Annotated in this window: 15 protein-coding genes; 9 read left to right on the forward strand and 6 right to left on the reverse strand. The window is 62.6% G+C overall.

The window, feature by feature from the left end:
• Positions 1 to 175: 175 nt before the first annotated feature.
• The 4 genes from SB659_RS07580 to SB659_RS07595 all read right to left on the reverse strand — a co-directional run bounded on the left by SB659_RS07580 (position 176) and on the right by SB659_RS07595 (position 5,559).
• Positions 176 to 1,480: an RNA polymerase sigma factor gene (locus SB659_RS07580; RefSeq protein WP_284979576.1), complete on the reverse strand. Its 1,305-nt coding sequence runs from the start codon at positions 1,478 to 1,480 to the stop codon at positions 176 to 178.
• A gap of 308 nt (positions 1,481 to 1,788) precedes the next feature.
• The gene (locus tag SB659_RS07585) at positions 1,789 to 3,138 is read right to left on the reverse strand and encodes a DUF4192 domain-containing protein (RefSeq protein ID WP_410550008.1); all 1,350 of its coding nucleotides are present in this window, start codon (positions 3,136 to 3,138) and stop codon (positions 1,789 to 1,791) included.
• 82 nt (positions 3,139 to 3,220) lie between these two features.
• Entirely contained in the window at positions 3,221 to 4,585 is a 1,365-nt protein-coding gene (locus tag SB659_RS07590) for an MFS transporter (protein ID WP_284979574.1), read from the reverse strand.
• A gap of 35 nt (positions 4,586 to 4,620) precedes the next feature.
• Positions 4,621 to 5,559 (reverse strand): proteasome assembly chaperone family protein, encoded by a 939-nt coding sequence (locus SB659_RS07595; protein WP_284979573.1) that lies wholly within the window; start codon positions 5,557 to 5,559, stop codon positions 4,621 to 4,623.
• 264 nt (positions 5,560 to 5,823) lie between these two features.
• On the opposite strand from SB659_RS07595, the gene SB659_RS07600 reads away from it, so the two are divergent.
• From SB659_RS07600 to SB659_RS07620, 5 genes are all read left to right on the forward strand, one after another.
• Positions 5,824 to 7,347: a leucyl aminopeptidase gene (locus SB659_RS07600; protein ID WP_410550009.1), complete on the forward strand. Its 1,524-nt coding sequence runs from the start codon at positions 5,824 to 5,826 to the stop codon at positions 7,345 to 7,347.
• 300 nt (positions 7,348 to 7,647) lie between these two features.
• Positions 7,648 to 9,030, forward strand: coding sequence for a dihydrolipoyl dehydrogenase (gene lpdA / locus SB659_RS07605; protein WP_284976068.1), 1,383 nt, complete (start codon positions 7,648 to 7,650; stop codon positions 9,028 to 9,030).
• A gap of 111 nt (positions 9,031 to 9,141) precedes the next feature.
• Complete coding sequence (sucB, locus tag SB659_RS07610; protein ID WP_410550010.1) at positions 9,142 to 10,869, forward strand: 2-oxoglutarate dehydrogenase, E2 component, dihydrolipoamide succinyltransferase; 1,728 nt, start codon at positions 9,142 to 9,144, stop codon at positions 10,867 to 10,869.
• A gap of 149 nt (positions 10,870 to 11,018) precedes the next feature.
• Positions 11,019 to 11,372, forward strand: coding sequence for a hypothetical protein (locus SB659_RS07615; protein ID WP_284979570.1), 354 nt, complete (start codon positions 11,019 to 11,021; stop codon positions 11,370 to 11,372).
• Between the two features lie 157 nt (positions 11,373 to 11,529).
• Positions 11,530 to 11,958 (forward strand): OsmC family protein, encoded by a 429-nt coding sequence (locus tag SB659_RS07620; RefSeq protein ID WP_410550011.1) that lies wholly within the window; start codon positions 11,530 to 11,532, stop codon positions 11,956 to 11,958.
• 89 nt (positions 11,959 to 12,047) lie between these two features.
• On the opposite strand, the gene SB659_RS07625 is transcribed toward SB659_RS07620, so the two are convergent.
• On the reverse strand, positions 12,048 to 15,668 hold the full coding sequence (locus tag SB659_RS07625) for a S41 family peptidase (protein WP_410550012.1): 3,621 nt from the start codon (positions 15,666 to 15,668) through the stop codon (positions 12,048 to 12,050).
• Positions 15,669 to 15,753: 85 nt separating this feature from the next.
• Between SB659_RS07625 and SB659_RS07630 the strand changes: the two genes are divergently transcribed.
• The gene (locus SB659_RS07630) at positions 15,754 to 16,653 is read left to right on the forward strand and encodes a TIGR01777 family oxidoreductase (protein WP_284979567.1); all 900 of its coding nucleotides are present in this window, start codon (positions 15,754 to 15,756) and stop codon (positions 16,651 to 16,653) included.
• Positions 16,654 to 16,733: 80 nt separating this feature from the next.
• Here the strand turns inward: SB659_RS07630 and SB659_RS07635 are convergent, their stop codons facing one another.
• Positions 16,734 to 18,479: a protein kinase domain-containing protein gene (locus tag SB659_RS07635; protein WP_410550013.1), complete on the reverse strand. Its 1,746-nt coding sequence runs from the start codon at positions 18,477 to 18,479 to the stop codon at positions 16,734 to 16,736.
• 151 nt (positions 18,480 to 18,630) lie between these two features.
• Between SB659_RS07635 and lipB the strand changes: the two genes are divergently transcribed.
• From lipB to SB659_RS07650, 3 genes are all read left to right on the forward strand, one after another.
• Entirely contained in the window at positions 18,631 to 19,299 is a 669-nt protein-coding gene (gene lipB, locus SB659_RS07640) for a lipoyl(octanoyl) transferase LipB (protein WP_410550014.1), read from the forward strand.
• Complete coding sequence (gene lipA / locus SB659_RS07645; RefSeq protein WP_284979565.1) at positions 19,296 to 20,303, forward strand: lipoyl synthase; 1,008 nt, start codon at positions 19,296 to 19,298, stop codon at positions 20,301 to 20,303. Before lipB ends, lipA begins: the two co-directional genes overlap by 4 nt.
• 115 nt (positions 20,304 to 20,418) lie before the next feature.
• Positions 20,419 to 21,180, forward strand: a complete 762-nt coding sequence (locus SB659_RS07650; RefSeq protein WP_284976077.1) for a DUF4191 domain-containing protein — start codon at positions 20,419 to 20,421, stop codon at positions 21,178 to 21,180.
• Positions 21,181 to 21,225: the final 45 nt, after the last annotated feature.

Here is a 21,225-nt window from a genome sequence, read left to right on the forward strand (position 1 = left end):
GAACAGCCCGGTCTCTGGGTCTCGGTAAGCAACATCCGACGCATCGCAAGGCTCCTCCCTCCGGGAGGGGCCTTGTTGCGTATGGGCTTACCAAACCCGCTCAGCCCAGAGAAGCAAAAAGCGACCCGGCCGAAGACACGGCCGGATCGCTCTGTGCTCTTGCTGAAAGCGGTTCCTAGTCCAGGTAGTCCCTGAGGACCTGCGACCGCGATGGGTGGCGAAGCTTGGACATGGTCTTGGATTCGATCTGACGGATACGCTCACGCGTTACACCGTAGACCTTGCCGATTTCGTCTAAAGTCTTCGGCTGGCCATCGGTCAGGCCGAATCGCATCGCCACGACACCGGCCTCCCGTTCAGACAACGTGTCCAGAACCGAGTGCAATTGCTCCTGGAGCAACGTGAAGCTGACAGCGTCAGCGGGAACCACTGCTTCGGAGTCTTCGATGAGGTCACCGAACTCCGAGTCGCCGTCCTCACCCAGGGGCGTGTGCAACGAAATCGGCTCGCGGCCATACTTCTGGACTTCAACAACCTTTTCAGGGGTCATGTCGAGTTCGAGGGCCAGTTCTTCGGGAGTGGGTTCGCGGCCCAAGTCCTGGAGCATTTGGCGTTGGACGCGCGCCAACTTGTTGATGACTTCCACCATGTGCACCGGGATGCGGATGGTACGGGCCTGGTCTGCCATGGCGCGGGTGATTGCCTGGCGGATCCACCATGTGGCGTAGGTGGAGAACTTGAATCCCTTGGTGTAATCAAACTTCTCGACCGCGCGGATCAAACCCAGGTTGCCTTCCTGAATCAGGTCCAGGAACAGCATTCCGCGGCCCGTGTAGCGCTTGGCCAAGGAAACAACCAAGCGAAGGTTGGCTTCCAAGAGATGGTTCTTGGCGCGCTTCCCATCGTGGATGACGAACTCGAGTTCACGCTTGAGCTTGGGATCCATGGATCCATCGTCCGCGTTGATTTTCTCTTCCGCGAAGAGTCCGGCTTCAATCCGGAGGGCGAGGTCGACTTCCTGCTCTGCGTTCAGCAGGGCGACCTTACCGATCTGCTTGAGGTAGTCCTTGACGGGGTCCGCGGTGGCACCGGCTGACATGACTTGCTGCACGGGGGCATCGTCGTCGTCCGCGTCAGAGTAGACGAAACCGGAGCCGGACGGGGCGGCCTTGTCCTTGGCTGCTACGGAACCATCCTCAGCGTCATCGTCCCCAACTTCAACTTCCTCGGCGGCTGCAGGGTCGAAGTCTTCATCTTCGGCGCTGTCGTCTGAGTCCGCGTCCGAGGACTTGTTCGCAGCTTCCGCGGCAGCCTTGGCGCCGGGCTTGGGCCCACGCTTCTTCGGCGCCGGCTTCTCAGTATCAGAGGCCTTGTTGGCAGCACGAGTGGCCGCGCGTTTCGCTGACGTGGCCGCTTTCTTTTCTTCAGCGGTCAATTCAGCCTGGGCGGCGGGTTCCTTCTCGACGGAAGACGGAGTCACAGAAAACCTTTCTAGCGGCGGTCTGTGGAATCACCATGCGGGCAACACCACTATGACCCTGTCAAGTCCGCGATCAATTTCAAATGCGATCGCCGTCTGCAGAGTCCTTAAGTAGAACTCCGGACGACACTGATATGTTCCCGAATCAGGGGCCACAACAGGCATTCGAACGCGGACCCAACCGGGTCTCGGCATCCATTGTCTCACGGTTTTGCCAAACCAACGCCGTTGTGGCACGTTGTGGCGTCTAAACCAGCTGAGTTCGCTTGAAAGAGTTCGCCCGAGTTCGCTTGAGGGAACTCTCCCCTTCACGAGGAAGCGACGCCGCTGCCTCGTCGCCACGCAGACTCCGGACTCCGGGCCCACCCACATAGGCTCCCTTCGCCGAGGATGCCCATGAACAACTCCGCGAAGCGATATCCGGGGCAGGCTTTTTGTGCCCGAACCAGGCAGGCATGAGAGTGAGAGCCTCTCCCCTTGCACCAGGCCACCCAGGCTTGCAGCGTCAACGCCGCAGCTGATGCTTCTCCCTGTTCTCCGTCACCACAGAGCACGCCGAGCAGGCGCTGAAGTGCATCCATGCAGCTCCAATCAGGGATGTCGGGTTGTTCGCCCAGCAAGACATCGCCGTAGGTGTAGACACGAGGCCGGTCCATGTCCTCACCCCTAACGGGGTCGCCGCCTCGGGCACGTTCGCTATCCCCGCCGACGCCACCACGACGCCGCACTTCCTCTTCTGTCCCCGCGGCGCCACTCGGAGCGCCGAAGCACTGCCCACCCAACAGGTAGGGGTCGAAAGGGAGCGGATCTGAATCGTCACCGCTAAACAGCCCAAAGGCTTCTGCACCGGACTTGGCGCACTCGGAGCCAGCGGCCGACATCACCACCACTCCGTCCCTCCATACGGGCACTTTGAGCGTAGCCCTCAGGAAGCCGATGAGGTCCTCATCGGCTTCCGCACACAGGTGGACCTGGTCGCGGCTTCTGGCCAGCACGCCGCGCCACACGTCAAGGACGGCGTCGAAACAACGTTCGCTGCGCCATCTTCCTGACAACGAAAGTGAAAAACGGGCTTCGGCAGCCTCTACCTTGGGGCCCAAGCCAATAGCGTCAGAGGAGTTCCGCCGTTGATGCTCGCTTCTTGGAGACGGCCCGATGCTGCTGCCGCGGAATACCATCTCGGCGCTTAGGTGGCTGTTGGTGATCATCGCCACCGGCAATCCCGGCTGCGGGCAGCATTGTTCATCGGAGCAATACGCGCTGCGCCAATACTCCGACCCGACCAACCACGCATCCCGCACTGGCAAACCAACCTCGTCGAGGCTGTGCTGGAGGGCCTCCAGCAACGGCGTTGCGGCGCTGGTCACTGTGTGATCGCTCCAACCGTGATCGGTGTACACAACCAGCAGCACGCCGTCGGCATCCCTGTCCGAAATGAGGTAGCCCCGGATCTGGTCCGAAAATGCTGCAAGCCATGCCGCCAGTCGCGATGAGCTCGGTGTCCGTTGTGGCAGGTCCACCCGCAGCGTAGCCCCAAGAGCCTTGCCTTGCATGGTGATGGCGACAAGGCTGTCTTCCGGGCAGTAGCCCAGCATGTGGGGAACATAGCCAAGGATGTCTTCTGGTTGCTGGATGCTCAGCGTCTCGTTGGTGGTCATAACCCCACCTTCGGCCACCGCGGCGTGAGCGGACAGCGGCAAATGACCCTATGTGGATAAGACGGCGGCCGCAGCAAGCAGCTTAGCGATTGTTGTCCCGCTCGCGGTCGGCCGAGCGAGCTGCACGTCGCCTCTCTGCGCGTTCCCGCTGCTGCCGCACCAAGACCGTTACCAGCGGCGGAACGTGCGTTCCCTGCGCTGCCATCTGTCGCCGGACCTTCCGACGGGAAGCCAGGATGAGGACCGTTCCCAAGCCCAGCAAAACAAATTGAACGCTGAGGGCTACCCGGAAGGGTGCCAGGCCGTACAGGTTACCGCCGGAGAATCCGCTGGCATTGAGTACATCGAGAACAAGACCTATGAGATATATGGCCACCAGCGCTGCAATAAAGCCGCCGACGTTGACGATCCCTGTGGCAGTGCCGATCCTGTGCGACGGATTGAACGTACGGGCGAAGTCAAAACCGATCATCGATCCCGGACCGCCCAAGGCGAGCACCACCACCAACACCACCAAGAGCCACAGGGGTGCCCGTTCAGGCAGAAGCAATACAACAGCCCAGACCAATGCTGTGGCCGTGGTGATCAGGAGGACCATCGCAGATCGGCGCATGGGGTGCCTCGATACGAAGCGTCCCACGCCGGGACCGGAGATGATCGCCGTCGCCACAAAAAGTGCCATGAGTGCCGATACAGTTCCGGCATCCAAACCCTGCGCGGACAGCAGGAACGGGTAGCCCCACGTCATTGCGAACAGGTTCCCACTGAACTGGACCGTAAAGTGACTCCACAACCCCAAGCGCGTCCCGGGCTGTTTCCAAGCTCGGGACAAGGACACGGCGGTAGCCCGCATACCTTGCCCGGTTGCCGGAGCCGGATGGCCTGGAGGCGCGTCCCTGAGCATGACAACCACCAAGACAACAGCAAGAACGGACATGGAGGCCAGCGTCAGGAATGCCGGCGTCCATCCGGCTGAGTGGAGAAGCAGGGCAAACGGCACAACGCTAAAGAGTTGACCCAGTTGCCCGCACATGCCCGTGAGTTGCGTAACCAGTGGAACCTTTGACGGAGCAAACCACAGCGGCACGAGGCGCACCACGGAGATGAAGGTCATCGCGTCCCCCGCGCCGACCAGAACCCTGCCCAGAACACCGCCGGGCACGCTGTCGGCGAAGGCCAGCTGTAACTGACCGAGCCCCATGAGCACTGCACCGCCGGCAACCATCGCCCGGGAGCCGAACCTGTCCACCAGCACGCCGACGGGAATCTGCAGCCCCGCGTAGACCAACAGCTGCAAGACGGTGAAAAAGGAGATGGCCGAGGCACTGGCGTGGAACCGTTCAGTGGCCTCCAGTCCGGCCACACCGAACGAGGTTCGTTGCGCTACGGCCACCAAGTACGCAAAAACGCCGATCGTCCAGATGAGCCATGCGCGGGGAGAATTCACCCTTCGATTATGCCCGGTAGCTCCTCAAAGATGATTTATTGAGGCGAGTCTTTCCGTGCCAGGTACGCTTCCACCGCTGCACCGATGTCCTCTGCGTTGGGGAGCTCATCGTTCTCGTCAGCGAGAAGGGACCGCCGCACCACGCCTTCAGACTTCTCGTCGTAGCGCATTTCAAGATTGGCGACGACGGCTTGGACTTCTTCGGACGACTCGATCTGTTCGGCGATCTGTCGGCCGACTTCCCGCCCCGCTTCCCGCAGCCGGTCAGTTGGCAGCATGAGGGATGTTGCGGCCCCCAAGTACTCGAGTCCGGCAACAGCGGCAGGCGGGTATTCAGCCTCCGAGAGATAGTGCGGCACGTGCATCACGTAGCCAGCAACGTTGCGCTCGGCCTCCGTGAGGCGCAGCTCCAAGATATGGCCGATGGCAGCGGGCACTTCCACCGTGGGTTTCCAACTGGATATGCCTTCAATGAGTTCCGGGCGATTGCCGTGCACCGTGACCCCGATCGGCCGCGTGTGAGGGACGGGCATGGGAATCGAGTGGATCCAGGTCACCAGGTTGACGTCGAGCTTTTCCACTATTCCGACAACGGCCCTTGCAAATCGCTCCCACTGCAGGTCGGGCTCAAATCCGGCAAGCAGCAAAAACGGCTGGCCGAGCCCATCCTTGAGCTTGTACAGGCCCAGCTGCGGCGGCTGATAGTCCTGCACGTGGTCTTCCACGAAGCTGATGTGGGGTCGACGTGATCGGTAGTCGATGAGTTGGTCAGCGTCGAACATGGCCACCACCTCGACGTCGAGCTGGTCCAGCAGTTCGGCGTTGATTTGGCGAACAACATTTCCGGCGTCGGCAAAGCCCGTGAACCCCATGACCATGTTCAGACCACGCAATTCGGGGCTGTGGAAGGTTTCGATGTTGCTCGCATAGAGCGATTCCGGGCTGAGGAGCGAGCCGGATATCCGTTCAAACACGGCGTTTCCTTTCACGGGGCAGGACAATGGGATTCTCTGTAGTAGTACAACGCTGCGGCGCGTCTTGGCATTCCTGCCTCCGGTGTGCCGCAGCTCTCATTTAATTGCTGTCCCCGGCACCTGAGAGACTACGATCGAAACGGACCGCCCTGGCGGCCCGAAGACCAAGACCGCCGTCGCAAGAAGACGCCGGACGTGTACCGTGCAGGCCGCCAAACATGCGGCGCCGCCAAGCAATGCAGAGAGAAGTGAGGAAACATCCTCGTGGTCAAGACTACTGACATCATCCTGGGCATCATCGCTAAGGACCTGAAAAAGGCCTCCAGCGACGCACTCGTCATCGGAGTTGCGCAAGGTACGGACGGGCCGGCCCTCCTGGCCAACCCCCTGAGTGCCAAGGCCGCCGAGTCGCTGCAGAATTCCCTTCAGCTTCTGGGCATCACGGGCGCCCCGGACCAGGTCCACAGGCTTCCGGGCCTTCCGGAGACAGGCTCCGGAATCCTGGTGTTGGCCGGTGTCGGTAAGCTCGCCGCCACCGAATCACTTTCGGAGGAGTCGTTGCGGCGCGCCGCGGGCTCGGCCGTCCGCCAGCTCGCTGGCTTGTCGTCGGTGACGTTGGCACTTCCGACGGCGACCATTGGCGACGTCGCGGCCGTGGCGGAGGGTGCCGCTCTTGGTTCCTACTCTTACACGGAGCACCGATCCAGCACGGATGGGCTGAAGACGCCGGTAGCCAAGGCCCTCATCCTTTCGGACGTTGATGCCAAAGCTGCTCAGCCCGCGCTGGACCGCGCCGTCGTTTTGGCCCGTGCAGTCAACGCCACCCGCACCCTGGTGAACCAGCCACCGAGCCATCTCTACCCCGAGTCCTTCGCGGAGTCCGCCAAGGAACTTGCCAAGGGGCTCCCCGTCAAGGTGACCGTCTGGGATGAGAAGCGGCTGGAAAAGGAAGGATTTGGCGGAATCCTTGGGGTCGGAAAGGGTTCCACCCGGCAGCCCCGGTTGGTGAAAGTCGAGTACGCCCCGGCAAAAGCCACCCGCAAGATCGCTCTTGTGGGTAAGGGCATCACGTTCGATTCCGGTGGAATTTCGATCAAGCCAGCCTTGGGCATGGGAGACATGAAGAGCGATATGGCAGGGGCCGCCGTCGTGCTGAATGCCGTGCTGGCCATTGCCTCCCTGGGTCTGCCCGTCAAGGCAACCGCCTGGCTCTGCATTGCCGAGAACATGCCCTCGGGTGCGGCCCAGCGGCCGGCGGACGTCCTGACCATCTATGGCGGCAAGACGGTGGAGGTCCTCAACACCGACGCCGAAGGGCGCCTCGTCATGGCCGACGGCATCGTAGCCGCCAGCCAGGAGGAGCCCGATGCGATTATCGACGTCGCCACGCTGACGGGTGCACAGTTGGTCGCGCTCGGTATGCGCACCGCAGGTGTCATGGGTTCGGATTCGGTTACCTCGGCACTTAAAGCCGCAGCTGATCGGGCGGGCGAGCTCGTCTGGCCGATGCCGCTGCCCGAAGAACTGCGCCCGAGCCTCGATTCGCAGGTTGCGGACCTCGCGAACATTGGTGAGCGCCATGGCGGCATGATGACCGCGGCCGTGTTCCTGCGGGAATTCGTGGGCCGCGACGGCGAAGGCCAGCAGATTCCGTGGGCCCACGTGGACATCGCGGGTCCCTCGTTCAACAACGGGAGCCCCTACGGATACACACCCAAGCAGGGAACCGGGTGCACGGTACGCACCTTGGTGGCCTACGCCGAGGACCTCTTGGGAGCCACTGCCTAGGCAAGGCTCCCTGGACCTACGGGTCCCCGGGGTTGCACAGGCAGGCGAACGTGTTCGCCTGCCTGTGCAACCCCGGAATTATGCGGGGTGAAGGGCTGCGTCACAAGCTAACGTGAGTCTGGACACAAGCGCTCCACAAACGCCCGCGGAGGGTGGAGCATGGGTAGGTGGTTCGCTAAGGTGAACTCGATAGTCACAAATGCAAGAGAACTTAGGTGCTGGCATAATCACGGCAGAACAAGTTCCAAAGACCAGATGGCATGTAGTCCCGTGCCATCGTTCACGCGAGGGAGCGTTTTAGTGGCCGATCAGGCAACTGCGCAAGAATTCGACATCCTGGTACTCGGTGGCGGCAGCGGCGGCTACGCGACTGCCCTTCGGGCCGTTCAGCTTGGGTTCACCGTTGGGCTGGTGGAAAAAGGAAAACTCGGCGGGACTTGCCTGCACAATGGCTGTATCCCCACCAAGGCACTCCTGCACTCGGCCGAACTGGCCGACCACGCACGCGATTCCGCTAAGTACGGCGTCAACGTCACGCTCGACAGCATCGACATGTCGGCGGTCAACGCGTACAAGGACGGCATCATCGCCGGCAAGTTCAAAGGCCTCCAAGGACTGATCAAGTCCAAGGGCATCACGGTCATTGAGGGCGAAGGCAAGCTCCAGGGCAACAACACCGTCGTCGTGAACGGCACGTCCTACACGGGCAAGAACATCGTCCTGGCAACGGGTTCCTACTCCCGCTCCCTGCCCGGCCTGGAAATCGGCGGCAAGGTCATCACCTCCGACCAAGCCCTCACCATGGACTACATCCCCAAGAGCGCGATCGTCCTCGGTGGCGGCGTTATCGGCGTCGAATTCGCTTCCGTGTGGAAGTCCTTCGGCGTCGACGTGACCATCATCGAAGGCCTTCCCTCCTTGGTTCCCAACGAGGACGCCGCGATCGTCAAGAACCTTGAGCGTGCATTCAAGAAGCGCGGCATCAAGTTCACCACCGGAATCTTCTTCCAGGGAGTGGAACAGAACGACGACGGCGTCAAGGTCACCTTGGTTGACGGGCAGACGTTCGAAGCCGACCTCCTCCTCGTTGCCGTTGGCCGCGGTCCTGTGACCGCCAACCTGGGCTACGAAGAAGCGGGCATCACCATCGACCGCGGCTTTGTCATCACCAACGAGCGCCTCCACACCGGCGTCGGCAACATCTACGCAGTGGGCGACATCGTTCCCGGCGTCCAGCTCGCACACCGCGGCTACCAGCAGGGCATTTTTGTTGCGGAAGAAATCGCCGGCCTCAACCCGGTGATCGTCGAGGACATCAACATCCCCAAGGTCACCTACTGCGAGCCTGAAATCGCCACGGTCGGTTACACCGAAAAGGCCGCCAAGGAAAAGTTCGGCGACGACCAGGTGCAGACACAGGAATACAACCTTGCGGGCAACGGCAAGAGTTCCATCCTCGGCACGGGCGGCCTCGTCAAGCTGGTGCGCCAGAAGGACGGCCCCGTCGTCGGCGTTCACATGATCGGCTCGCGCATGGGTGAGCAGATCGGCGAGGCCCAGCTGATCGTGAACTGGGAAGCTTACCCGGAGGACGTGGCCCAGCTGGTCCACGCACACCCCACCCAGAACGAAGCAATGGGCGAAGCCCACCTCGCCCTCGCGGGCAAGCCGCTCCACGGCTAAGTCTTCACCCAAGACAATCGGACTGGTGCCTGCCGCGGGATATGCCGCATGCACCAGTCCGGACCAGCAGCATTCATCCGCACATAGATCAATAAGGAGAACGGGGACGACATGTCTGAATCCGTTAACTTGCCCGCCCTCGGTGAGAGTGTCACCGAAGGAACCGTCACCCGCTGGCTCAAGCAGGTTGGTGACCGGGTGGAGATCGACGAGCCGTTGCTCGAGGTTTCAACCGACAAAGTAGACACCGAAATCCCTTCTCCGATCTCAGGCGTCATCGAAGAAATCCTCGTCGCTGAAGACGAGACGGCCGAAGTTGGCGCCCCCTTGGTCCGCATCGGCGACGGCTCCGGAGCACCTGCCGAACAGGAAGCCCCGGCCGCGGAGGCTCCCGCTGCCGCCGAACAGCAGGCTCCCGCCGCAGAAGCGCCTGCAGCTCCCGCAGAACAGGAAGCACCGGCCGTCGAAGCGCCCGCCGCATCAGGTGACAGCCACGAAGTCACCCTCCCTGCCTTGGGCGAAAGCGTCACCGAAGGTACCGTCACCCGTTGGCTGAAAGCTGTGGGAGACACCGTCGAGGTCGACGAGCCGCTCCTGGAAGTCTCCACGGACAAGGTAGACACCGAGATTCCGTCTCCTGTTGCGGGAACACTGCAGGAAATCCGCGTCAACGAGGACGAGACCGCCGAAGTCGGTTCGGTCCTGGCAGTTATCGGTTCCGGAGCAGCAGCCGCGGCTCCTGCCGCAGCACCCGCCGCTCCAGCGCCGGCCGCCGCACCAGCTCCTGCTGCTCCCGCGGCTGCGCCTGCTGCTCCAGCCCCTGCCGCCGCACCGGCCCCCGCCGCACCGGCCCCCGCTGCTCAGGCAGCTGAGGCTCCTGCAGCAGCTGAGGCTCCTGCCTCCGAGTCCGGCTACGTTACTCCCCTGGTTCGTAAGCTCGCCAACCAGCACGGCGTGGACATCGCCTCAGTCTCCGGCACCGGCGTCGGAGGACGCATCCGCAAGCAGGACGTCCTCGCCGCCGCTGAAGCCAAGCAGGCTGCCGCAGCACCCGCTGCACAGGCACCTGCCGCGGCTCCCGCCGCCAAGACCGCTGCCCCTGTTGTGGCATCTTCCAAGCGTGGGACAACGGAAAAGGCACCCCGTATCCGTCAGGTCATCGCCCGTCGCATGCGCGAATCACTGGAGATTTCCACCCAGCTGACGCAGGTGCACGAGGTCGACATGACCAAGATCGCCAAGCTGCGCCTCAAGGCCAAGAACTCGTTCCAGGCCCAGAACGGCGTCAAGCTGACCTTCCTGCCGTTTATCGCCAAGGCAGTGGCTGAAGCGTTGAAGCAGCACCCCAAGCTGAACGCTGCTTATGACGAAGCGAAGCAGGAGATCACCTACCACAACGCCGAACACCTGGCGATTGCAGTCGACACCGACAAGGGCCTTCTGGTGCCGGTCATTTCCGACGCCGGAAACCTCAACCTTGCTGGCCTGGCCAGCAAGATCGCCGACGTCGCAGGACGCACCCGCGACGGAAAGATCGGCCCTGACGAGCTCTCCGGGGGCACGTTCAGCATCACCAACATCGGTTCTGTTGGAGCGCTTTTCGACACCCCGATCATCAACCAGCCCCAGGTCGGCATCCTGGGCACCGGCGCGATCGTCAAGCGCGCAGTCGTGGTTGCAGACGAAAACGGCGACGATTCGATCGCTATCCGGTCCATGATGTACCTGTCGCTGACGTATGACCACCGCCTGGTGGACGGCGCGGACGCCGGACGCTTCCTGCAGACCCTCAAGGCCCGCCTTGAAGAGGGCGCATTCGAAGCCGACCTCGGCCTCTAACGTCTCCTCTCCCACCAAGGGACTAGCCAGACAGCACCCAGCCAGACCTTAGGGGCAGGCAACCTTCAACCGGTTGCCTGCCCCTTTGCTGTGCTTCCCGCAGCGTGGCTTTGCTACGTTACGTAGAAGTAACTGGATAGGCTGTGATCATGAGTATTCTCTTCAGCATTTTGCTGTTCCTGCACATCGTTGGCGCGGCCATGATCGTTGGCTACTGGATCGCCACCATGAAACAGCCCACAGTTCACCCCCGCCAGCGGGATGGCGCCTTCGTTCAGCTCGTGACTGGCATCGCCATGATGGGGATCCTCCCCCTGCTCCCGGACGCGGACCCCAACTACTTCAAACTAGGTATCAAGTTTGCCATCGGCGTAGCCGTGGCCGTGCTTGCCGTCATCGGTACACGGAAGGTCAAAAAGGGCGAAGAAGTATCCACCGGCCTGGCACACGGCGTTGGCGGACTTGCCTTAGTGAATATCGCTATCGCCACCATCTGGAACTAGTCCCTGCCGGCCCGCCGTCGTAGGCCCAACGTGTCCAGGGGTCACAATCCACCGACAGCGGAATGATCGTGCAGTCGGCTGGCCTAATCCCTAGGATGGATTCCGGTGGCATCCGGCAAAGCCGGTTGCCGACTCACAACGACCCAAAGGAGTGGACATGGCAGCAACACGCACCGCACACACGGTTTGGAACGGCAACCTGATCGAGGGCGCCGGCAACACCACACTGGACAGCTCGGGCTTGGGGACGTTCGATGTCACCTGGAAGGCACGTACCGAGCAGTCCGGTGGGAAGACGAGCCCCGAGGAACTCATTGCTGCTGCCCACTCCGCTTGCTTCTCCATGGCCTTCAGCCACGCCCTCGCCGGAGAAGGCTTCACCGCGGAGGAAGTTAACACCAAGGCTGAGGTCACCTTCGTTCCGGGAACCGGAATCACAGGCAGCCACCTCACCATGACAGCCAAGGTTCCGGGCCTCTCTGAAGAGGACTTCCGTCGCATCTCCGAGGACGCAAAAACCGGCTGCCCCGTATCAGGCGCCCTGGCCAGCATCGATATCACTCTGGACGCCACCCTCGCGGCATAGTAACCAGCCGGCTCAACATTGAGCCACATCAAAGAGCCCCGCATTTCCCTCAAGGAAAATGCGGGGCTCTTTTGTTGGAACGTTGAAACCTATCCGTTCTGGGGACGGGAAGGCAACGGTTCCGGACGGACGCGACGGTATCCCTCACGGACCGGAGGACGATCGGTAGGCAATTCCTGGACCATTTCCTTCAGTGCGCCTATGCCGTATTCAAGCTGGGGATCAGTCCCTGCGGCGTAAGCGTGTGGCGGGAAAAGTACCTCAATGTCCGGGTCGACACCCCTGTTTTCGACGTCCCACCCGATGCCTCCGGAAAACCACGTTGCGTAGCGCGGCTGGGTGACGCCTGTTCCATCGGCCAAGGCGAACCTGTTATCGATGCCCACCACGCCGCCCCATGTCCGTGTGCCGATCACCGGGCCGATTCCGCGCAGTTTAGAAACTTGCGTGATGATGTCGCCGTCGGAGCCTGCAAACTCGTCAGCAAGAATGATCACCGGTCCCCGCGGTGCATGGTGCGGGTAGGTCCGCGGCTTCTCGCCGCGAGGCATGCTCCAACCCGTCACCTTGCGGCCAATGAGTTCGGCCACGAGCTGCGAGGTGTGGCCGCCGCGGTTGCGGCGGACATCCACGATCAAGCCATCCATGGACGTTTCCGTGTCGAGGTCCCGGTGCAGCTGCGCCCAACCGTGGGCCATCATGTCCGGAATGTGGAGGTAACCGAATTTACCTTCAGACGCTTCACGGACAGTGCGTCGGTTACCGCGCACCCACTCTTGGTAGCGGAGCCGTTCTTCGTCACGGATAGGAACCACAGCAACACGACGTTGCGCCCCGGCATCTGAACCGTGCTCGTCGCCGTTCAACAACGTCAACTCGACGCTACGGCTTGCCGCTCCCACCAACTGCATGGCCGGTGTCACAGCCGCGGAAAGTTCGACGCCGTCGATCGCCAGCAAGACGTCGCCCACCTTGGCGTTGACTCCCGGTCGCGTCAGGGGCGAGGTCGCTAGGGGGTCCGAGGACTCACCTGCCAAAATACGTGTGATCTCCCAGCCCAGGGAGCCGAACCGGAATTCGGCACCGAGCCTTCCTTGGCCGGTGCAGCCCGGTTCGGTGACAAGTGCGGGTTTCACATACGCGTGGGAGGTCCCGAGCTCGCCGTGGATCTCCCACAGGAGGTCAACGAGGTCATCATGGGAGCCAAGGCGGTCCACAATTGGCCTGTACCTCTGATGAATGGAGCCCCAATCCAGTCCTGCCATGTCGGGGGCCCAAAAGAAGTCACGCTGCAAACGCCATGCTTCATCGAAGGCCTGTTTCCAGGTGGACACCGGATCCAGAATCACCCGTATCCGGGTGAGATCCACCTTGACCAGCTCTTCGGAATCGTCGTCGACCTTGCTGTCGGCAGGCACGGAGCTGACCTGCTGGCCAAGGACAAAAACTACCCGCTGACCGTCTCCGGACACACGGTACCTGTCCACCGCGGATACGAGCGTGGCTGGTTTACGTTTGCCAAGGTCGTAGCGGACCAGCGACGGCGGGGAGGCCTTGTCCTGCAGGGATCCCTTGCCTTCACCGGTCACACCGGAGAGTTCGTTGTCGAGCCACAGCAGGGCGCCCTCTACAGCTGCCAAGTCGGAATAGTTGCCCTGGGGCACGGGGACCGTGATGACGCGGTGGGCCAGCCCTTCGGCGTCGACCTTCACCGCGGGAGTACCGTCGTCGGACGGCTCCTGCCCTTCAGGCTCCGGCGCTTCGGTAGCGTCGAGCGTGTCAACGCTTGGCCCGAACGGGGAAGGTGTATCGGCGGCCAGGGCCACAAGATACGGCTTGATAGGGCTGGGGAAAGACAGATCAAAAGCATGTCCGTCATAAACGGGGTCGAAGCTCCGGTTGGAAAGGAACGCAAGGAACTTTCCATCCGGCGTGAAGCTCGGCGAGTCATCACAGAAGCGACCATCGGTCACATCGACGATGACGGAGTCCGGATCGGCCGGGCGGGTCATGCGCAGCTTCGTGCGTGATCCGAAGGACGTCACCGGTTCAGCCCACGCCAGCCACTGTGAGTCCCTGGACCAAGCGAGTTGGTCTATGCTCCCTTCGCCCACGCTGATCAGGCTGGAAAGTTCGCCGGTCAAAGTATTGGCAACAAAGACATCGCCGAAGGAGGTGCCGACCGCCAACCAACGACCGTCAGGGCTGGCTGCGAGCGCGCTGGTGCGGGTAGGAGTCGGGAACTCGATCCGGAGACCTTCCGAAGCGTCGACACCGGGTGTGGGATAACGGTTCTCGGTCGCCTGACCGCCTGCGGCTCCACTGGCGGTGTCCGCGGACGGTTCGTTGCTGGCTGGTATGTTGCTTGCCGAGTCGGCGTTTGCCGAGTCGGAGTCTGCCGATTGGTTGACGTTCCCGCCGGATTCTGACGCCGGAACGTTCGCGGCGTCCCGTCGGGGCCCGTTTTGTTCCAGCCCCTTTTGTTCCGGCCCCTTCTGTCCCAGCACATTGGACGCAGAGACCGGCTTGGGCAACTGCTCTGCCGCTACCCCCGAAACAGCGGGCGAGGAAGCAGCGGCCTCCACGGGCGGCCGCTCCGGTGCTGCTGCCACCGGCCGGGAAATGACCGGCTTGATGTAGAGGGCTTCCACTCCCCCGTGGTCAGCGACATAGGCGATCCGGCCGTCGTTCAGTGGTCGTGGCAGGCGGGCGCGGACCCCCGGGGTTGCTTCAACCACCCGTGATGGGCCGTCCTTGTGACGGAGCCAGTGAAGGGTTCCATGCGTCTCCACGGCGCTTGCCGTACCTGCGTGGCTCGGAACGACGTCGCCGAGATGTGCCTGTACCTTCAACGGAGCGGGACGACGGCCCGGCGAAGCCGAGCCCAGATTTACCTCTATGCGCGCCGCTTCCACACCAGGTTCAAGGGAAGGAAGCATCCACAGTTGGCCAGCGGACTCGAAGATGACACGGGTGCCATCAGTGCTGGCGTGCCGGACGTAAAAGTCCTGGTGGTCGGTGTGTCTGCGCAGGTCCGAACCATCCGGCAGCACGGAATAGAGGTTGCCGTATCCCTCATGGTCCGAAAGAAACGCGATCCGTCCCCTGACCCACAGCGGATCGGTCAGGTTGCCGTCAAGTTCGGGCACGAGGCGTTCGAATTCGCCGTTGCCGTCGGCGTCGATCCACAACTTGCCGGCAGTGCCGCCGCGGTAGCGCTTCCACCACGCGGGCTCACGTGACAGGACGCTGGCCAGCACCACTGGCTTCTCGTCGCCAACCTCGGGCCCGAACGCGACCGACTCAACCGGACCGAAGGGAAGCTCGACGGCGGCACCACCGGTGAGGGGCAGGCTGTATGCATGCGTGTGGCGGCTCTCCGCCTGCTGGAACGCGCTGGTCACCACTACATCGCCGGAGGATGTGAATCCCCTGACTTTCGTCGTGCTGTGGCCGAAGTAGCTCAACTGCCTGTAACCGCCGCCGTCGACGTTGGCAGTGACAACCTCCGGCGAGGTGCCCACCACAGCCGTCCACACGAGTTGCTTCCCGTCCGGGCTGAACCGTGGGTTCCGTGCTGGCAACTGTTGGGAGGAGACCCGCCAGGCGCGGCCGCCGGAGCTTGGCGCTATCCAGACGTCGTCCTCGGCCACGAAGGTGACCAGGTCGCCGAACACATGCGGGAAACGAAGGTAGCTGGAGGAGGTCATTGTTCGATCATAGTCACGACACGCCTAACGCCCGCCGCACGCGGAGGCGTTTCGGCCACGGGCCACACACATGGTGAGATGGGTCATGCGAATAGTAGTGTCAGGAGCTTCCGGACTGATCGGCACGGCCTTGTCGGAACAGTTAACCGCGATCGGCCACGAGGTCATCTGCTTGGTGCGGCGCCCTGCCCGCTCATCAGGGGAACGAACGTGGGATCCGGCGAAAGGAGAGCTCGACCCCTCCGCCCTCGACGGGGCTGATGCGGTGGTCAACCTCTCGGGCGCCGGCATCGGGGACCGGCCTTGGACAAAGCATCGTATCCAGGTCCTCCGCGACTCGCGCCTTCAGCCCACGAACACCCTCACCGCTGCCATGCGCCAACTCAGCAACCCGCCGGCGGCCTTTATCAGCCAGTCAGCTTCCGGGTATTACGGAGCTTCCAGCGAGGGTGTGCTGCGCGAAGACGCTGGCCCCGGTGGTGGAGTATTGGGCCCCTTGTGCGTGGACTGGGAACGCGCGGCCCACACGGCGCCGACGGGCGTGCGAGTTGCCACCCCGCGCACGGGCGTGGTGCTCAGCACCCACGGCGGCGCACTTGGCCCGCTCCTGCCGCTCTTGAAGCTAGGTATCGGAGGGCCTTTCGGCGACGGGTGCCAGTACTGGCCTTGGATTACCTTGGCTGATGAGGTGGCTGGTCTGGCCTACCTCCTCACCTCGGACCTTGAGGGGCCCGTCAATCTCTGCGCGCCGGAAAGCGCGGACGTCAACACTATCGTTTCCCAGCTCGCAAAAACCTTCCACCGCCCGGCCTTTCTGCGGGTACCCCGGACAGTACTTCGGCTCGTTCTGGGGCAGCTTGCGAATGAGCTGGTTTTGGCCAACCAGCGGATGGAGCCAGCCCGGCTGGCCGAGGCTGGATTCCAGTGGCAGCACCCTTCCTTGGCAGACGCGATGTCTTGGTTGAGCACGGCGTCGACGCACTGACGGGCAGGAAGACCCCAGCCCAAGAACCGAGACCCTAGCCCAAGAACCGAGAACTTAGCCCAAGAACGTAGTCCGGCCAGTCAACCGCCGGGGAGAGGATCCTCTACATCCGCCACATACCAAAGGTTGGCGGAGCGCACCAGATGCAGTCGAAGATGCTGCCGCGACCCAGCGCCGTGCGTCGCGACGACGACGCCGGCACCGGTCGTTTCCTGATAGCCGGACAGAGCCGTGGTCAGGGTGACCACGGCGTCGTCCGGCCTGGGCGTTCCGACGACGGCTGCGTCAGTGACCGCCGTCGTGAGACCCGTAAGCCGGGTGCCGTCATTGGCGAGTCGCGCTGCCAGCGCGGAATCGGCACTTTGGGCGGTGGACCCGGGCGCGTTGACCAGCCCTAACAGTTCGGGCCGCTGTTGGCTCAAAGCAAGGTCGCGCAGCGCGGACAGCGCCTGCACGGCAATGACGGGATCCTCGGAACGACGTTGCGTTTCCAGCAGCTCCGGAATGCCGTTGGCCTTCGACTCCGCGGCTGCCCCGGTTTGCAGGGCGCTGGCCTGCGGTTCACGTGCTGGAAACCGGTCCCCCTGCGCAGAAGCCCACGCGACTGTCCCTACAGTGAGCACGGCAGCCACGAGCAGGCCAAGCATCACTCGAAAACTCCGGGGGTGGTACCACCGCCGTTGCAGGTGGCGCCTACGTCGGTCAACGGGCCGCCCCTCGGCGCCCTCCTGCTTCGTCCCCACCTTCGCGTCTGTATCAATCCGCCGTCCCGCTCCGGCAACCGGCGTCCGGCTCAGCGACTGGGAAAGGCTTCGCCACTGGGGCAGACCTCGCGACAGGGGCAGGCTGCGGAAGCGGAGCAGCAGTCTTGATACTGATGAGACCATTGCCCCGGAGCGAGCCACAGCTTGGCGGCTGGTCACTAAATCGGGGAGGACGGACGAGTGGACCACTCCTGATAAATCCAACGGCTCGGGCGCCGCAGTCCGGAAGACCGCCGTCGCGAATTCCCGGCCCTCGGGGCGTGCGCTGGGATCCTCGTTCAGGGCGCTCTCCACAACACTCGCCAAAGCCTTCGGCACATCGGGTACCAGGAGGGATAACGGCGGGCGGTGCATCGTGGACTCCGGGCTTCTTCCCGTCAGGCAGAACCAAGCAAGGGCGCCCAATGAGTAGATGTCCCGATGAGGCCGCAAAGCCCCGATGTACGGTTCCTGACGGCGCGCTGCTTCAGGAACGTCAATGAAGCCCGCTGTACCGACGTCGGAATCCCGCTCGGAGCCTCCCAATACCCGGGCCAGGCCCAAGTCTGCAAGCAGCGGCTTACCTGAGGCGCTGAAGAGAACATTGCCCGGCGAAACGTCTCCGTGGACGATCCCCTGCGCATGGAGGAAAGACAGAACCTGGGCGACAGGAACCAGCACCGTGACTGTTTCGCCGATGGTGAGCTTCCCTCGACTTGCCACCAGATTGGCCAGCGAGCCACCCGCCGCGTAATCCATGACGACGGCCAGGGCGGTTCCGGGCCTGGGCCCTGGCTCGAGGTCATCGTTAATCTCAAGGACATCGTGTATCCGGACCAAGTGGTCGTGCTGAACTCGAGAGAGGAGCCGCGCTTCACCGAGCACAGCGTCAAGGTCACCCGCGTTCCCCGCCGAATCTGGGTCGTTAGTACCGGCACGGGAGTATTTGACCGCGAACGGGAACCGGTCCCTGTCCCTGGTGGCAAGCCACACTGACGATTGGCCGCCCTGACCCAATCGGCGCGACACCGAATAGCCCGGCAGTATGGGCGCCGCGCCAGCGGCAGAATCCACATTGTCCATGGTCAAGGTTTACCGGACCGCCTGATCTCGCGCAGAAGTTATCCACAGGCGCCGCTCTGTGCCCGTCATCAGAACAGGGCCCGGCTGGATGCGACTGAGAGGTTCACCACAAAACCATGGCGACTCCGCTGCTGGGTCTAAGCTTGGACGCATGACTCTTGAGTTTTCACAGCTGGGTCTTGCCCCGGATTTCGTGGATTACATGCAGGGCTGGGACCTGCAGCGCGAGATCCACAACAAGGTTGTTGCGGGCGAGAATGACAGCACTGTCCTCCTCCTTGAACATGCCGCCGTTTATACGGCCGGCAAACTCACCGAGGACCACGAACGTCCCTTTGACGGGACTCCTGTGGTTCCCGTGGACCGGGGCGGAAAGTTGACGTGGCACGGACCTGGCCAACTCATCGCGTATCCCATCCTCAAACTGAAGAACCGGGCCGGTATCCGTGACTACGTGGAGCGCCTCGAGGCCATCATGATTGCTGTGATGACCGACTACGGGATCAAAGCGGTGACGGTCAAGGGGCGGGCCGGCGTCTGGGTACTCGCTGATGACAAGGGCCCTGACCGGAAAATCGCGGCCATAGGCATTCGCGTGTTGGAGGGGGTCACTATGCATGGCGTCGCCATCAACTGCAGCAACGACCTCGCCCCGTATGAACAGATCATCGCCTGCGGCATCACCGACGCCAGCGTGACCACCATGTCGATCGAAACCGGAAAGACCATCAATCCGGCCGACATTATTGACCGCTTCGTGGAAGAGTTCCGCAAGCACGAGGACGCCCTCGTATCAGCGCCAGAAGGAGCCCTCCAGTGACACTTGCACCTGAAGGCCGTAAGTTGCTGCGTGTTGAGCAGCGTAACGCGGCGGTCCCGGTTGAGCGGAAGCCCGAGTGGATCAAGGCCAAGGTCCAGATGGGTCCGGAATTTGTCGGCCTGAAGAACCTGGTGAAGAAGGAAGGCCTGCACACTGTGTGTGAGGAGGCCGGTTGTCCCAACATTTTCGAGTGCTGGGAAGACAAAGAGGCCACGTTCCTGATTGGCGGGTCCGAGTGCACCCGGCGCTGTGATTTCTGCCAGATCGATACGGGCAAGCCGTCCCCGGTGGACATGTTCGAACCCACCAAGGTGGCACGGTCCGTGCAGGCGATGCAGTTGCGGTACGCCACTGTGACCGGGGTAGCCCGTGACGACCTCGCCGATGAAGGCGTGTGGTTGTACGCCGAGACGGTCCGGAAGATTCACGAACTGAATCCCGGAACCGGCGTTGAACTGCTGATCCCTGACTTCTCGGGCAAACCCGAGCACATCGCGGCTATTTGTGATTCCAAGCCCGAGGTGTTCGCCCATAACGTTGAAACCGTGCCGAGGATTTTCAAGCGGATCCGTCCGGCTTTCCGGTATGAGCGGTCCCTCGATGTCATCACCCAGGGCCGCGACTTGGGCATGGTGACCAAGTCCAACTTGATCCTGGGGATGGGCGAGACCCGCGAAGAGATTTCCGAGGCCCTGCGGGACCTGCACGCAGCTGGCTGCGACCTGATCACGATTACCCAGTACCTCCGCCCGTCGGAACGGCATTTGCCCGTGGACCGGTGGGTCAAGCCGCAGGAGTTCGTGGATCTGCAGCACGAGGCCGAAGAGATCGGATTCCTCGGTGTCATGTCCGGGCCGCTGGTCCGGTCCTCGTACCGGGCGGGGCGTTTGTGGGCCACCGCGATGCGCAAGAAGGGCTGGGAGATCCCCGCGGCGCTGGCCCACATTGAATCTTCCGGCACCACCCGCCAGGAAGCCTCCACCATCCTCGCAGCACACAGCTAAACATCGAGGCGGCCACGACACCCTGGTGTCGTGGCCGTTTCTGCTTCCACATACTCTTCTGCGTCACAGTGACCCGCTCACCCAGCGGGCTGGGATCACGTAGAATTGAGGCACTATGGCGAACTCCCCTGATTCCAGCAAATCGACTTCATCGGCCGACGCACCAAAGCGTGGGCTTTTCCAGCGAAAGCCAAAAGAGGTTAAGGCCAAAAAGCCCAGCCAGCTAAAGCAGATCGCCGAAGTCTTCACCATGACCCGCAAGAGTGATCCGCAGGTCGTCTGGATCATGCTGCTGGCATTCCTTGCCGTGGTGGCTGTGGCGTTCGTCATCGGCTATCTGTTGGAGAACTGGGTAACCGGCCTGATCATCGGAATCCCGCTGGGACTCCTGGCGGCGATCTTCCTCCTCTCACGCAGGGCAGAACGTGCCGCGTTCGCGCAGATCGAGAATCAGCCCGGAGCCTCAGGGGCAGCGCTGGGAACCCTCCGCCGCGGCTGGATCACCCAGGACCAGCCGGTAGCCGTCAACCCCCGCACCCAGGATGCGGTGTTCATGGCCATTGGCCGTCCGGGAGTGGTACTGGTCAGCGAAGGCCCATCCCACCGCGTCAAAACCCTCGTGGATGCCGAGCGGAAGCGGCTCAACCGCATCCTTCCCAACGTCACCATCCACGTCCTTGAGTCCGGACGCGGCGAGGGCCAGGTCCCGCTGAACAAGGTAGCCAAGACCATGGGCAAGATGAAAAACGAGCTCACCAAAAACGAAGTGAACGCGGTCAGCAAGCGAATCAGCTCCCTGGGTAACAGGCTGCCAATCCCCAAGGGCATCGATCCTTACAAAGCCAGGCCCGACCGCAAGGCCGCGCGCGGGCGCTGACACGCCGGAAGACTTACAGGACACAAGCGAACAGCCCCTGACCCT

The organism is Arthrobacter sp. SIMBA_036, assembly GCF_046535135.1.
Classification (GTDB): Bacteria; Actinomycetota; Actinomycetes; order Actinomycetales; family Micrococcaceae; genus Arthrobacter.